General features: G+C 62.8%; 12 protein-coding genes. 9 read left to right on the top strand and 3 right to left on the bottom strand.

Annotated elements, in window-relative coordinates; translation table 11 throughout:
* Positions 1-104 precede the first annotated feature (104 nt).
* From HMPREF2993_RS07365 to ffh, 4 genes are read left to right on the top strand one after another with little or no spacing between them, the layout of a single operon-like run.
* Entirely contained in the window at positions 105-1,490 is a 1,386-nt protein-coding gene (locus tag HMPREF2993_RS07365) for an ammonium transporter (RefSeq protein WP_070701738.1), read from the top strand.
* Positions 1,491-1,493: 3 nt separating this feature from the next.
* Positions 1,494-1,832 carry a P-II family nitrogen regulator gene (locus HMPREF2993_RS07360; RefSeq protein WP_070701736.1) on the top strand — a complete coding sequence of 113 codons (339 nt, stop codon included), beginning with the start codon at positions 1,494-1,496 and terminating at the stop codon, positions 1,830-1,832.
* Between the two features lie 3 nt (positions 1,833-1,835).
* On the top strand, positions 1,836-3,935 hold the full coding sequence (locus tag HMPREF2993_RS07355) for a [protein-PII] uridylyltransferase (RefSeq protein ID WP_070701734.1): 2,100 nt from the start codon (positions 1,836-1,838) through the stop codon (positions 3,933-3,935).
* Between the two features lie 49 nt (positions 3,936-3,984).
* Positions 3,985-5,583, top strand: a complete 1,599-nt coding sequence (ffh, locus tag HMPREF2993_RS07350; protein WP_070701732.1) for a signal recognition particle protein — start codon at positions 3,985-3,987, stop codon at positions 5,581-5,583.
* Positions 5,584-5,652: 69 nt separating this feature from the next.
* On the opposite strand, the gene HMPREF2993_RS07345 is transcribed toward ffh, so the two are convergent.
* On the bottom strand, positions 5,653-7,905 hold the full coding sequence (locus HMPREF2993_RS07345) for an acyltransferase family protein (protein WP_070701731.1): 2,253 nt from the start codon (positions 7,903-7,905) through the stop codon (positions 5,653-5,655).
* A gap of 294 nt (positions 7,906-8,199) precedes the next feature.
* On the opposite strand from HMPREF2993_RS07345, the gene rpsP reads away from it, so the two are divergent.
* Complete coding sequence (gene rpsP / locus HMPREF2993_RS07340) at positions 8,200-8,724, top strand: 30S ribosomal protein S16 (protein ID WP_046648030.1); 525 nt, start codon at positions 8,200-8,202, stop codon at positions 8,722-8,724.
* Between the two features lie 53 nt (positions 8,725-8,777).
* Here rpsP and HMPREF2993_RS07335 read toward each other — a convergent pair whose 3' ends face one another.
* Positions 8,778-9,446, bottom strand: coding sequence for a TetR/AcrR family transcriptional regulator (locus tag HMPREF2993_RS07335; protein WP_046648031.1), 669 nt, complete (start codon positions 9,444-9,446; stop codon positions 8,778-8,780).
* Between the two features lie 23 nt (positions 9,447-9,469).
* Positions 9,470-9,868, bottom strand: a complete 399-nt coding sequence (locus HMPREF2993_RS07330; protein ID WP_070515676.1) for a cupin domain-containing protein — start codon at positions 9,866-9,868, stop codon at positions 9,470-9,472.
* A 33-nt stretch (positions 9,869-9,901) separates the two neighbouring features.
* On the opposite strand from HMPREF2993_RS07330, the gene rimM reads away from it, so the two are divergent.
* The 4 genes from rimM to HMPREF2993_RS07310 are packed head-to-tail and all read left to right on the top strand — an operon-like array spanning position 9,902 to position 13,958.
* Positions 9,902-10,402, top strand: a complete 501-nt coding sequence (rimM, locus tag HMPREF2993_RS07325; RefSeq protein WP_046648033.1) for a ribosome maturation factor RimM — start codon at positions 9,902-9,904, stop codon at positions 10,400-10,402.
* A complete protein-coding gene (gene trmD / locus HMPREF2993_RS07320) occupies positions 10,399-11,241 on the top strand; it encodes a tRNA (guanosine(37)-N1)-methyltransferase TrmD (RefSeq protein WP_070701729.1) in 843 nt (280 codons plus the stop codon). The genes rimM and trmD overlap by 4 nt, the downstream gene beginning before the upstream one ends.
* Position 11,242: 1 nt before the next feature.
* Entirely contained in the window at positions 11,243-11,611 is a 369-nt protein-coding gene (locus HMPREF2993_RS07315; protein WP_046648035.1) for a hypothetical protein, read from the top strand.
* Between the two features lie 40 nt (positions 11,612-11,651).
* On the top strand, positions 11,652-13,958 hold the full coding sequence (locus HMPREF2993_RS07310) for a Tex family protein (RefSeq protein WP_070701727.1): 2,307 nt from the start codon (positions 11,652-11,654) through the stop codon (positions 13,956-13,958).
* Positions 13,959-14,163 lie beyond the last annotated feature (205 nt).

Here is a 14,163-nt window from a genome sequence, read left to right as displayed (position 1 = left end):
TCTCAAGTGTGATCTGCAGCTCACTTCCCTTCCTAATTCTATAGTGCGATAGGTATATTAAGTCCCGTTACCTATCAAGCTATAGAAACGGGGTTAGTTGACGTATGACTCCTGAAGCATTTTCTTCCGGCGACGCAGCATGGATGCTCATCAGCGCATCCTTGGTGCTGCTCATGACCCCCGGATTGGCGTTGTTCTACGGCGGAATGGCGGGCAACCGTCACGTCCTCAACATGATGATGATGTCCTTCGGCGCACTAGCGCTCGTCCCCGTGCTCTACGTTCTGTGGGGGTGGTCCATGTCCTATGCGGAAAGCTCGCTGGCCGGTATCGTGGGCAACCCGTTTGAAGCCTGGGGGCTACGCGGCCAAATCACCGGGCCCTCCGCCGAGTACCTTGCCGGCAGTGCTGGTTACCCCAACATCATCGACATCGGTTTTCAAACAACCTTCGCCATTATTTCGACAGCCATCATCTCCGGCGCCCTCGCCGGCCGCGTGAAGTTCTCCGCGTGGCTCACCTTTGCGGGCGCCTGGGTAACCTTCGCCTACTTTCCACTCGCCCACATGGTGTGGGGCGGGGGAGTGCTCTCCCATGCCCCGCGTTCCCTCGCAGCGTGGCTCTTCGGTGTATCAAACGGTGAGGCCCTCATTGCTCCCATCGACTTCGCGGGCGGTACCGTCGTGCACATTTCCGCTGGCGCTGCTGCCTTGGTTCTGGCCATCGTCGTGGGCCCGCGCGCGGGCTTCCCGAAGCACATCGATAGGCCCCACAACCTTCCGATGGTGATGCTGGGCGCTGCGCTTCTGTGGTTCGGCTGGTTCGGCTTTAACGGCGGTTCCGCTTTCGCTGCGGACGGTATTGCTGGCCTGGCATGGCTCAACACCACTGTTGCGGCGGCCGCAGCGATGCTCGGCTGGATGCTCGTGGAAAGAACCCGGGACCACGCCGCTACTTCTCTCGGCGCTGCATCCGGCGCGATTGCAGGTCTTGTCGCCATCACCCCGGCCGCAGGAGCACTCAGCCCGCTCGGTTCCATCGCCCTCGGGTTCCTCGGCGGCATTATCGCCTGCCTGTGTATCAGTCTGAAGTACCGCTGGGGCTTCGATGACTCCCTGGATGTCGTTGGCGTCCACTTGTGCGCTGGTCTGTGGGGAACCATCGGGTTGGCCTTCTTCGCCACGGATAACGGCATCCTTACCGGTCACCTCTCGGAAGGCTTCAAGCTGCTCGTCGTCCAGGCGGTCATCGTGCTCGTCGCCATGCTGTTCTCTGCTGCCGTTACGCTGGTTGTGGCGCTCCTCATCCGCGCCACCCTGGGGTGGAGGGCCGATGATGAAGACCACGATATCGACCTGAGCGAGCACCGCGAGTCCGCCTATGACTTCCGTGAGTCCGTGGCGTCTCACCGTCGCCACACCCACGACGCTAGGATTAACCCTGCACCTACCGTCCAGCCGCGGGTCGACACCGCCGGAGCTAAGGAGTAACAGATGAAGCTCATCACTGCCATCGTCAAACCGTTCACGCTGCCGGACATCCGTGAAGCCCTCGAACAGCACGACGTGCACGGCCTGACCGTGACCGAGACCCAGGGGTTTGGTCAGCAGCGCGGCCACAGCGAGGTCTACCGCGGCGCCGAGTACGCCACCGATTTCGTACCCAAGGTCAAGCTGGAGGTAGTCACCTCCGACGAGCAGGTGGAGGACATCCTCTCCGCCATCGTCGACGCCGCCTACACCGGCAAGATCGGTGACGGCAAGATTTGGATCACGCACGTCGAGGACGTCATCCGCGTACGCACCGGTGAACGCGGCGAGGCCGCTCTCTAAAAGGTGTCTACGGCCGCCCAACTGCGTGAGGACGCCTACGCTTCGGCGCTGCGCCTCACGCAGTCCTTGCAGCTTCCGCCCGGTTGTGCGCTTGCCGCCACGGGTTCTTTTGCCCGGCGGGCGATGACGCCTTTTTCGGATCTCGACTTGATTCTCCTCCACCCGGATGACACCGAGCTTCCCGAGGACGTCGTCTCCGAAATCTGGTACCCCATCTGGGACGCCAAATACCGGCTTGACTACGCCGTGCGCACCCCGCGCGAGTTCGGCGCCATCGCCGGATCTGATCCCGCCGCCGGCTTCGCGCAGCTGGATCTGGCTTTCGTCGCCGGCGACAAGCAGCTCGTGGACTCCACCCGCGCCCAGGTCTATGCCTCCTGGCGCCGCCTACTGCAGAGCAATTTCGATGCTTTCGTCGACCTAGCAATCACCCGCTGGCGCCGCTCCGGCACCCTGGCCACGATGACCCACCCAGATATCAAGAATGGGCGGGGCGGCCTGCGCGACATCCAATTCTTGCGGGCCCTCGCCCTGGGCAACCTCGCCGACGTCCCAGCGCTCGAGGAAGAGCAGGCCCTGCTTCTCGACGTCCGCACGCTCCTCCACGTCACCGCCCGCCGACACCGCGACGTCCTCGATCCCGAATTCGCTGAGGAGATAGCTCACGAGTTGGGCTTTGCTGACCGCTATGGCCTCTCCGCAGCCGTCGTGACTGCCGCCGCGGCAGTAGACAAGGCCGTGGAGCGGGCATTGGCAACGGCGCGGGGCGTGGTGGCCAGACGCAGCCACATCCGCTCCCGCAAGCCACTCGATATCGGGGTGGTCGATGCCGGGGGCGAGATCCGCCTCGCTCGCACCGCCGATCTCGACGAGCCGTGGCTGCTCCTGCGCGTGGCCGCCGCTGCGGCGCGCTCGAGTAGAACAGTGCCCTCCCACGTCTGGGAGCAATTGCGCGAGTTGCCGGAACTGCCCGAACGCTGGCCCGCCGCCGCGACGGATGCCTTCTTCAGCCTGTTGTCCTCGCCGCTCAACACTCCGCGCCTCATCCAGGAGATGGACGCTCACGGCTTGTGGGAGCGGCTCGTCCCAGAGTGGGAGCACATCCGGGGGCTGTTGCCGCGCGAGCGCACGCACGCTCACACCGTGGACTACCACTCCATCCTTACCGTCGCGCGCTGTGCGGAAGCGCGCACCTCCGTGGCCCGGCCGGACCTGCTGCTCCTGGTGGGGCTCTATCACGACATCGGGAAAGGCTATGGGCGCCCGCACGAGATGGTGGGGGCGGAGATGGTGGCGCGAGCCGCAGCCAAGTTGGGACTCGACCTGGCGGACCGCTCCCGCGTCCAAACCGTGGTCGCTGAGCACACCACGCTGGCGCGCATCGTCTCCCGCACCGATCCTTCATCCGATGAAGCCCGTGACGAGCTCCTCGAAGCTGTGCGCTATGACTACCTCACCTTGGCTCTCCTCGTCGTGCTCGCCCGCGCCGATGCCGAATCCACCGGACCCGGTGTGTGGAACCGCAGGCTAGAGCAGGGCATTGAAGCGGTCAGCGGGCATGCTTTTGCGCAGTTGGAGGCACTGCGCCCAGTTCGTCCTCTGGTTGCCGCCGACCGCGACATCGGCCTGCGCCACAACCCGGAGGATGACAGCTTTACCGTCCTGTGGCGCGGCAGCTACCAGCGGGAGGCAGTGCGCCCCCTGGCCCTGATTGCCGCGCTGGGCTGGAACATTCTTTGCTCGCGCCTCGTGCGCACCGAGGAGGGCTATGCCGGCGAGTTCGACATCCGCGCTCTGCACGGTGCTATCGATCTCGCCACGGTGGAGGAGCGCCTCGTTCAGTCCTATAAATCCGGCACCTATACCGTGCTGCCCGATTTTGTGCCGGGCCCCGCGACCGCGATGTGGAGCAGGGGAGTCTTCGAAGTTCGGATCGATGACTACCCGGGTACGCTCGGCCACGTGCTGGCGCTGCTTCCCGAGTGCGAGTGGGTATCCACCGCCGCGCCCGGCGCCACGATGGTGCTCCACGCCGTGCCGCTTGGCGACGTCCCCCGCGCCGCCCTCGTCCGGAATGTGACCCAAGCACTGGTCAACGGCTAAGCTGGGGAAGTTATAAATTTATCCACGATAGTTGAGGGAGCACTGCACCGTGTTTGAGTCTTTGTCTGACCGCTTGCAATCAGCCCTGTCCGGCCTGCGCGGCAAGGGCAAGCTGACCGAGGCGGACATCAACGCCACAGCGCGCGAAATCCGCCTTGCGTTGTTGGAGGCGGACGTCTCGCTCAACGTCGTGCGCGGCTTTATCAAGCGCATCAAGGAGCGTGCGGCCGGTGCCGAGGTCTCCGAGGCCCTCAACCCGGCGCAGCAGGTAGTCAAGATCGTCAACGAGGAGCTCATCGAGATTCTCGGCGGCGAGACCCGCCGCCTCAACCTGGCTAAGAATCCACCGACGGTCATCATGCTCGCCGGCCTCCAGGGTGCTGGTAAGACTACTTTGGCGGGCAAGCTTTCCAAGCACCTAGCTTCGAAGGGACATACCCCGATGCTGGTGGCCTGTGACCTCCAGCGCCCGGGCGCGGTGCAGCAGCTCCAAATCGTCGGCGAGCGCGCCGGGGTCGACGTCTACGCGCCGGATCCTGGCACCTCCCTGGACTCCCACGAGCATGAGATGGGTACCTCGCATGGGGATCCGGTGGACGTCGCCAAGCGCGGTATCGAAGAGGCTAAGCGTACGCAGCACGACATCGTCATCATCGATACTGCCGGTCGCCTCGGCATCGATGAGACCCTGATGACGCAGGCGCGCAACATCCGCGATGCCGTCAACCCGGACGAAGTGCTCTTCGTCATTGACTCCATGATCGGCCAAGACGCCGTGCAGACCGCTGAAGCTTTCCGCGATGGCGTGGACTTTACCGGTGTCGTCCTGACCAAGCTGGATGGTGATGCCCGCGGTGGTGCAGCCCTGTCCATCCGTGAGGTCACGGGTAAGCCCATCATGTTCGCCTCCACAGGTGAGAAGCTCGAGGACTTCGACGTCTTCCACCCGGAGCGCATGTCCTCGCGCATCTTGGGCATGGGTGACCTGCTGACACTTATCGAGCAGGCGGAGTCCAAGCTGGATCAGTCCAAGGCGGAGGAAGCCGCCAAGAAGATGGGCTCCGGCGAGATGACGCTCAATGACTTCTTGGACATGATGCTCATGGTGCGCAATCTGGGGCCGATGGGCAACCTGCTCAAGATGATGCCGGGCGGCAACAAGATGAACCAGATCGCCGACATGGTCGACGAGAAGCAGCTCGACCGCATCCAGGCCATCATCCGCGGTATGACCCCGGAGGAGCGCGAGAACCCGAAGATTCTCAACGCTTCGCGCCGCAAGCGTATTGCCCTTGGTTCCGGTGTGAGCGTTTCTGACGTCAACCAGCTCATCGAGCGCTTCACCGAAGCCAAGAAGATGATGTCGCAGATGGCCGGTCGTTTTGGTATGCCGGGCATGGGCGGTGGGCGTTCCGCTACCAAGAAGAAGCCGAAGGGCCGCAAGGGCAAGAACGGCAAGCGCAAGCCGCCGAAGCGTCGTGGTGGCGGCGGCGGTATGCCGGGTGGCATGCCGTCGATGCAGGAGCTGCAAAAGATGCAGGAGCAAATGGGCGGCGGCATGCCCGGACTAGGCGATATAAAGATGCCGAAGGGCATGGAAAATATCGACCTCAGCAACCTGGACTTTGGGCAGGGCAAGAAGAAATAACCGAAGAAGAACATAGCCTTCTTCGGTGAGACAAGGGCCGGCGCTTTGTAGCGCCGGCCCTTCTGCGTACTAGATGGCTTCTCCTGTGGGGTAGGCCGGATAGGGGATGGGCTCCGCGGGTGTGGCCGGAGGCGTCTCAGCGGACTGGGGGATCACGGGGCTATCGGCGGGAATCTGCGGGGGCTGCTGTTTGACCTGCTCGCCGTTGAGGATAGGCGCGATTGCTTCACGGATGAGCGGGATGGCAGAGTCGGCGAAGGCCTTGGTGAAGTGGTGCATATCGCGATAGACCATAATATTGCCGATGATGACCGGGCAATCGCCGTCGGCGTTGCAGAACCACTTCGAGGTGTCCACGGCGAGCATGTTGTCGTACTGCGAGAGGACTTCAGCGCCGGGATCATAGGGCGCGTAGACCTCCTCGAAACGCATGCCACACCCGAGAGAATCCTTGGTGGCCACGTAGCACTCATCAAACTGGCGGCCATTGCCGTGTTCATCGAAGCCCCACGGGTTGTCGCGGAAGCCTACGAAGGGGATATCGTGCTTGGCCAGCTCGTCCCAAAAGGCTATGTAGCCTGGTGGGACAGCATCGGGGCCGTGGCCAAACGGCTGTCCTGGCCGCGTGGAATTGGACACAACCAACGCTGGGTCCGCGTCGATGATGCGCTTGACCACTTCCTTGCTCCATTCGGCGCAAGAGGGCTTCACACTCAGTTCATCGCCCAGCTCGATGGGGCATCCCACGCGGGTGAGCGGGACGAGCTTAAAGCCCATCTCGCGGCCCAAGTAATCCAGCGCCGAGGAGAACTGCTCCGCATGCGAACCACCCACCAAGTAGACCTCGACGTCGGAATCAACGTCACCAAAGATGCACGGCGTCACGCCGTCTTTCTGCGTCTCGATGAAGTAGTCCGTTGGTTCCTGCTCCGGGATGAAGCACCAGTTGTCGGCGACCGGCGGCTGGATGCCACGAGCGAGAATCGGATCCGGTTTGATCTCCACGTTCTCAGGCGGCGTGATGTTCTCAACGAAGGTCGTGGCTCCCGGGTAGAGCTTCGGATCTAGGATTTCGCGGTTGGCCTCCTGCAGGCTGCGCAGCCACAGCGGCTGAACGGCCACGAGCGCAATGGTGCAGGCAGCAACGACGACGCCACCGACCCCGCGGAGAGCGCCGGTGCGGGTGCGGAGGTCGGCAAGGCCGCGGTGGACGGGGAGGTCGTCGGCAAGCGGGCGTTTGCGATGCTGGCGCAGGGGCTTCTCGACGAAACGATGCGTCACATCCGCCAATCCCAGCGACACCAGGATGATGATGGCACCGAGCCACCACGGAGGGGTGTCAAGGCCGAGGGCGGCGATGGAAATGATGAGCAGAGGCCAATGCCACAGGTAGAGCGGGTAGGCGATATCACCGAGCCAACGAGAAACCCGGGTGGTGAGCACCCGCGAGAAAGACCCGCCGGAACCAATGATGATGAGTACTGCACCGCCGATGGGCAAAAGAGACAGCGGCCCTGGGAACGCCAAGGTATCGGAAATGACCAGACCGGTGCAGGCGAGCGCGGCCAGACCGACGGCGGTGGCGAGGTTGGACAAGTGCTGCGGCATGCGCAGGTGCGAACCATAGATGACGAGCACCGCGCCCAAAGTCAGCTCCCAGGCGCGCGACCATGTGGAGTAGTAGTTCTCCGGGGTGCCAAAGAGCCCGTCGCGGGATGCATAGGCAAAAGAAGCGACGGTAACTACGAGGAGAATCGGGCCAGCGATGGAATTAATGGAAGAGAAGCGCTGTTCTCGCAGGCCCGTGTTCTTGGGGCGCAGGCGCATGAAAGCAGCTAGGCCGAGAGCGAAGAAGATGCCGATGAGGTAGAACTGGCCCTGGACCGCCATGGACCACATGTGCTGCAGTGGTGATGTGCTTGCGGAGGCAGCGGCGTAGTCGGCGTTTTGTCGCGCCAGTTCCCAGTTTTGGTAGTAGAAGACCGTGGCCGTGATCTGCTTGGTGAGCTCCGTGTTCATGAGCTTCGGAGCGAAAAGCCGGACGAGTAGATAGCTCACGCCGATGACGAGCACGAGGGAAGGAACAAGCCGGCGGAGCGTGCGCCAGATGGGCCACCACGGGTTCAGGGAGGCGTTGGGCCGCGCGGCATAGCGCAGCTGCGAGCCCAAGAAGAAGTACCCGGAAAGCAGGAGGAAGACATCGACACCACCTGAGACACGCCCGACGAAGACGTGGTACAGAACAACCAAGGCGATCGCGATGCCGCGGAGGCCGTCGAGGTCGTAACGGTAGCGGAATGTAGAGGGGGCTTGTTTATTCATAAAAAGAGGATTGTGTGGCGTCGAAATAACCGCATTACAGACTACCCCCTTCGCGGGGTAAGGCCTAACTCTGCAAGAGCTAAAGGGAATTTCCTATCTCGTGTGGGTTCCGCTAAAGTTGTTGAGGTTGTTCACGCACCGCGTGGAGGACACGTAAAACTTCATCTCTGCGTAACGCCGGTACCGCCTACGGACGGCCGGCACGTCACGCGCAGGATAAATCCAAGGGTTGAACCGGCGCGCCAGAAAGCGGCGCGTGTCTGAACTGCCCGGTGACTAGAAAAGGAGCCAATCATGGCCGTTAAGATCAAGCTGCAGCGTATGGGTAAGATCCGCAACGCTGAGTACCGCGTCATCGTCGCTGATGCACGCACCCGCCGCTCCGGCAAGGCTATCGAGAACATCGGTATCTACCAGCCGAAGCAGGAGCCGTCCCTGATCCAGATCGATTCCGAGCGCGCTCAGTACTGGCTGGGTGTCGGCGCACAGCCGACCGAGCCGGTTCTCGCACTGCTCAAGGTGACCGGTGACTGGCAGAAGTTCAAGGGTCTGCCGGGCGCAGAGGGCACCTTGAAGGTTGCTGAGCCGAAGCCGTCCAAGCTGGACCTCTTCAACGCTGCTCTGGCTGAGGCCAACAACGGCCCGACCATCGAGGCCATCACCGAGAAGAAGCGCAAGGCCAAGGAAGAGGCTGAGGCTAAGGCTGCCGCCGAGAAGGCTGCTGAGGAAGCCGCTGCCGCTGAGGCTGCTAAGGCCGAGGAAGAGGCCGCTAAGGCTGAAGAGGCCGACTCCGCTGAGGCTGAGGAGTCCGCAGAGTAATTCCTGCACTCCAAACGTAATATCCCCGCTGACCAGTAGGTCGCGGGGATTATCTAGTTTTTCGGCCGTGGGAGGCGGACCTCCAGAGGGTTTTCGAAGTCCAAGCCGCGGACAGCGGAGGCAATAACTGACTGCGCCATAGCTTCCACCTTTTCCTCCGGTAGCGACCCCAAATGACCGCTGAGGCACAAGACCGTGAAGCCGTGCACCGTTGACCAGCCGGCCAGGCAATTTTGCATCATGTGCTGCCTCTTGGGTTGCTGGCCGATGGATCGCGCGTACTGCTCCATGTAGCCGTAGAAATTGAACATGGCTTGCACACGTGGATCTTCGCCGGGCCCCTCAGCCGCGGCTACGAGCCCGGCCGGAATATCAAAGCTGCTCGCGGCCATCATGCACATAAAGAAGTGCGGCTCTTCCAAGGCGTGGTGGAAGTAGGTGAAACCGGCCGCCATCATCTTGTCAATGATGGTGCCCTCAGTCGTTTCGAAGGTATCGCTGAGCTTGTTGATGAGTTCGTAGGTGGCGACGGCCCCGACGGCGTCGAGAAGCGCGGCTTGGTCCTTGAAGTGACGGTAGGCGGCGGTGGGGGAGACGCCCACCGCGCGCGTTGCGGCGCGAATCGTCACAGCCTCCGGTCCGCCCTCCCGGCCGAGCTTAATGGCCTCCCGGAGGATCTCTTCATGCAAATTTCCATGGTGATACGGCTTCGAACTACTCACGATCTTAGAATCGTACTAAAAGTCTAGACATTCGCGCCAGTGTTCGGTGTCAACATGGTGAGCAGCATGAGTGCAGGTTCCTCGCTACATGTCACCGCATGCGGCACGTACGCCGGAAGGTGCACTATGCGTCCGGGAGCGAGCACCTCATCTTGTTCCCCGCAACTAAAAATCACCGATCCCTGGAGCACCTGGACGGTGATGGGGTGCGCGGCCTTGTGATCAGGTAGGTCTTGTCCAGGCAGGAAGGAGAAGAGGATGAGGTTTGCGCCGTCGGCACTGAGGACCCTCTTAACGGCTGGTCTGGGGCGTGTGGGGTTCGGCTCGGGGGCCTCATCGAGCAGATTCAGCGTTGTGAGGGCGGCACTGTTGTGGGAGGCGTCGCCAAAGGTGGTTGCATCATTGATGGGAAGCTCAGTCATGCCGCCCCAGCGTAGCCCGTTAAGCTAGCAGGCATGGAACTACTCATTGGTCGCGTGGTGAAATCCCACGGCATTAAAGGCGAGGTCTCCGTCGAGGTGACCACCGATTCCCCGGAGACCCGATTCGCCGTCGGCGAGGTTCTCCACGGCACACAAGGCAAAAAGGAGCACGAACTCACCATCGCAGCGGTGCGTGCCCACAAGGGGCGCCTGCTCATCACCTTTAAGGAAATCCCGGACCGCACGGCCGCGGACTCGCTGCGTGGCACCCAGTTCTTTGCCGAGCCCCTGGATGATCCGGAAGATGACGGCTTCTATGACCACGAGTTAGAAGGGCTGCGCGTCCTCCTCGACGGTGTAGAGGTTGGCGAGGTGACCGGCGTGACCCACGGCCCTACGCAGTCCCTCCTAGAAGTCACGCTCACCGATGGCAAAGAAGCGCTCGTCCCCTTCGTGGAGGAGATCGTGCCGGAGGTCGATCTGGAGGAAGGGACCTGCACGATTACTCCACCGGAGGGGCTGCTCGACCTATGAGAATCGACGTTCTCACCATCTTTCCGGAGTACCTCGACCCGCTGCGCCACGCACTGCTGGGCAAGGCCATCGAGCAGGGGAAGCTCGCGGTGGGCGTGCATGACCTGCGCCAGTGGGCCACCGACGTGCATAAATCCGTCGATGATTCCCCCTATGGCGGTGGTCCCGGCATGGTGATGAAGCCTGAGGTGTGGGGGCCCGCGCTTGACGACGTCTCCTCCGGCACCGCCTCCACCCGGGACCTGCAGAGCGCTCTGCCGCACCTGAGCAAGCCGCGCCACGACGATATCCATGGCGTCGAGGCGCGCTCCTATAGCGAAAGCGAGGGGTCGGATAAGCCGCTGCTCATCGTGCCGACTCCCGCGGGAGAGCCTTTTACTCAGGCTGATGCGCAAACGTGGTCTGCGGAGGAGCACATTGTCTTTGCGTGCGGGCGCTACGAGGGCATCGACCAGCGCGTCGTCGACGATGCGCAGCACCGTTACCGCGTACGCGAGGTCTCCATCGGCGACTACGTGCTCATCGGCGGCGAGGTAGCTGTGCTCGTCATCGCCGAAGCCGTGGTGCGCCTCATACCTGGCGTGTTGGGGAACCGGCGCTCGCACGAAGAAGATTCCTTCTCCGATGGCCTGCTGGAGGGGCCCAGCTACACCAAGCCGCGCGAGTGGCGCGGCCTCAAGGTTCCGGACGTGCTGACCTCCGGTGACCACGCCCGTGTGGACCGGTGGCGCCGCGAGCAGTCGCTGGCGCGAACATGGCAGCGCCGCCCAGAGCTGCTCGATGCAGCGGAGTTAAGTGAGGCCGATCGCGCCTACCTGGAAACCTTAAAGGAGGATTGAGATGGACGTCAGCACTGACTTGTCAATACTTATGACTGAGGCTGAATGGAACAAGGTCCTCAAGGCCATGCCGCAGCGCCTGCGCGAAGGAGGCGTCGAACCGCTCGACATCAACGCAGAGATCATCTCCTTTACCTGCGAGCCCGACAATATCTTGGTCAACGAGTACATGGATAAACACGGCCAGCCGCCGGTGAGTGAGCACGTGTGGAGGGTCATCGTCAACGGCACCTCTGACCTGCCGCTGACCAAGGTCACCGCCGCCGTTGCGGAGTGCTTGCCGCCGCATACTCTCTGGTACGGAACCTCAGAGATTGGTCACACCGAGTTTGGCCTGGGCACTTCCTGCGCGTGGCAGGGCGGGGTATAGGGTGAGAAGGTCTTAAGTCCCCGACCCAAAAAGAGGTTTTGTGAATATCGCAGCCACCATCGCTGGAGAGCTGGGCGTCAAAGAGCAGTTTGTCGAAGCCGCCCTCAAGCTCATGGCGGAGGGTAACACCGTTCCGTTCATCGCCCGATACCGCAAGGAAGCCACCGGTGGGCTGGATGACTCGCAGCTGCGTATCATCGAGGAGCGCTCGACCTACCTGCGGGAACTGGAGGAGCGCAAGGAAACGGTGCTGGCCGCGATTGAGGAGCAGGGCAAGCTGACCGACGAGCTGCGTGCCCTCATCCAGGGCTGCGAAACCAAGGCGCGCTTAGAGGATCTGTACCTGCCGTATAAGAAGCGCCGCAAAACCAAGGCGGATATCGCGCGTGAGGCAGGCTTGGAGCCGCTGACCGATAAGCTCATCGAGAACCCTTCGGCGGATCCGGCCGAGCTGGCAGGGGAGTACCTCACCGAAGGTTTCGAGGAAGCGAAGAAGGCCCTCGACGGTGCTCGCGCCATCTTGGTGGACCGTTTTGCGCTGGATGCGGACCTCGTCGGTGAGGTGCGCGAGCGTATGTACACCAGCGGTTCCATGAACGCCGGTGTGGTGGAAGGCAAGGAAGCCGAAGGCGCAAAGTTCAAAGATTACTTCGAGTTCTCCGAGCCTTTCGACAAGCTTCCCTCGCACCGCATCTTGGCGCTGCTGCGCGGTGAGAACGAGGGCGTGCTGCAGCTCAACCTCGATGCCGGCGATGACGCCATCTACGAGGGCATGATCGCAGATCGCTTCGACCTAGACGTTGACACCTCCCGCTGGCTTGCCGACGCCGTCCACTGGGGCTGGCGCACCAAACTCTCCATCTCCTCGGGCCTCGACGTGCGCATGCGCCTGAAAGAGAAGGCGGAGGAAGGCGCGCTCAAGGTTTTCGCGACCAACCTGCGCGATGTTCTGCTGGCGGCCCCGGCGGGCCAGCGCGCGACGCTGGGCTTGGACCCGGGCTACCGCAACGGCGTCAAGTGTGCGGTCGTCGACCCGACGGGCAAGGTCCTTGCCACCACCATCGTCTACCCGCACCAGCCGCAGCAGAAGTGGGCTGAGGCGGTGAGAGAGTTGGCGTCGTTAAGCGCGGCTCATTCGGTGGACCTCATGGCAATTGGTAATGGCACCGCGTCGCGGGAGACGGAGAAGCTTGCCGGTGAAGTCGCGGACCTCATCGCGCAGGCGGGTGGGAAGCGGCCGAGCCCGGTCGTGGTGTCGGAGGCGGGCGCGTCGGTGTATTCGGCTTCGCAGCTGGCGGCCGATGAGTTCCCCGACATGGATGTCTCACTGCGCGGCGCGGTGTCCATCGCGCGCCGCCTGCAGGACCCGCTGGCGGAGCTGGTGAAGATTGACCCGAAGGCCATTGGTGTGGGGCAGTACCAACATGACGTCAACCAGGTCGCACTCGCGCGCACGCTCGATGGCGTGGTGGAAGACGCGGTGAATGGCGTCGGCGTGGACCTGAACACGGCGTCGGCCCCGCTGCTGGAGCGCGTGGCTGGTGTGAACTCCACGATTGCGGCCAACATCGTGGCCTACCGCGATGAGAATGGCACGTTTGCCTCGCGCAAGGAGCTGAAGAAGGTGCCGCGCTTGGGGCCGAAGGCTTTCGAGCAGGCGGCGGGCTTCCTGCGCATCAATGGCGGTAAGGATCCGCTCGATGCCTCGGCCGTGCACCCGGAGGCCTACCCTGTGGTGGCGCGCATTGCGGAGAAGACCGGGCTGGGGGTTTCGGAGCTCATCGGCAATTCGCGCGTGTTGTCGAAGCTGTCGCCGGCAGACTTCGCCGATGACACCTTTGGCGTTCCGACGGTGACGGATATCATCGCGGAGCTGGATAAGCCGGGCCGCGACCCGCGCCCGGAGTTTAAGACCGCGACATTCAAGGAGGGCGTGGACAAGGTCTCGGACTTGAAGCCGGGGATGATTCTCGAGGGCACCGTGACCAACGTTGCGGCCTTCGGTGCGTTCATCGACGTTGGCGTGCACCAAGACGGGCTTGTGCATGTGTCCGCGATGAGCCACAAGTTCGTCTCCGACCCACACGACGTGGTCCGTTCCGGCCAGGTGGTGAAGGTCAAGGTCATGGAGGTCGACGTGGAGCGCCAGCGCATTGGTTTGTCGCTGCGGCTTGACGACGAGCCTGGCCAACCCGCCCCCAAGCGCCGCAACAACGGCGGACGCTCGGGAGAGCGAAACAGCAGTAATTCCGGACGCCGCAACAACCCTCGCGACGGTGGGCGTGGCCGCTCGGGCCGCGGCGGCGGTGGCTCAATGGCCGACGCTCTCAAGAAGGCCGGCTTCTAACCGTTCAAACGGTCGGAGCTTTGTGTGTTCTCGCCCCAGCGGCGGCTTTAGAGTCCGTCTCCTGAGAATCCGAGATCGTTCAGTGCAGACGGCGGGATGAGACTTAGCTGAGGGATCGCCGAAGGCGCGGAAAGCCTCGCGGTTTTGCGGGGCCTCCGCGTGGAGTAGGCACCATGCTGGGGATGAGCTGCTTTGGCGGCACGGT

The sequence above is a fragment of the Corynebacterium sp. HMSC068G04 genome (genome assembly GCF_001814885.1).
Classification (GTDB): Bacteria; Actinomycetota; Actinomycetes; order Mycobacteriales; family Mycobacteriaceae; genus Corynebacterium; species Corynebacterium hiratae.
The sequence above is the reverse complement of the archived record's forward strand: the minus strand, read 5'-3'. Positions and strand labels throughout refer to the sequence as shown.

Coding starts and splice junctions, on each gene's coding strand:
- HMPREF2993_RS07365 (WP_070701738.1), top strand. CDS start 105: ATGACTCCTGAAGCATTTTCTTCCGGCGACGCAGCATGGATGCTCATC.
- HMPREF2993_RS07360 (WP_070701736.1), top strand. CDS start 1,494: ATGAAGCTCATCACTGCCATCGTCAAACCGTTCACGCTGCCGGACATC.
- HMPREF2993_RS07345 (WP_070701731.1), bottom strand. CDS start 7,905: ATGAATAAACAAGCCCCCTCTACATTCCGCTACCGTTACGACCTCGAC.
- rpsP (WP_046648030.1), top strand. CDS start 8,200: ATGGCCGTTAAGATCAAGCTGCAGCGTATGGGTAAGATCCGCAACGCT.
- HMPREF2993_RS07330 (WP_070515676.1), bottom strand. CDS start 9,868: ATGACTGAGCTTCCCATCAATGATGCAACCACCTTTGGCGACGCCTCC.
- rimM (WP_046648033.1), top strand. CDS start 9,902: ATGGAACTACTCATTGGTCGCGTGGTGAAATCCCACGGCATTAAAGGC.
- trmD (WP_070701729.1), top strand. CDS start 10,399: ATGAGAATCGACGTTCTCACCATCTTTCCGGAGTACCTCGACCCGCTG.
- HMPREF2993_RS07315 (WP_046648035.1), top strand. CDS start 11,243: ATGGACGTCAGCACTGACTTGTCAATACTTATGACTGAGGCTGAATGG.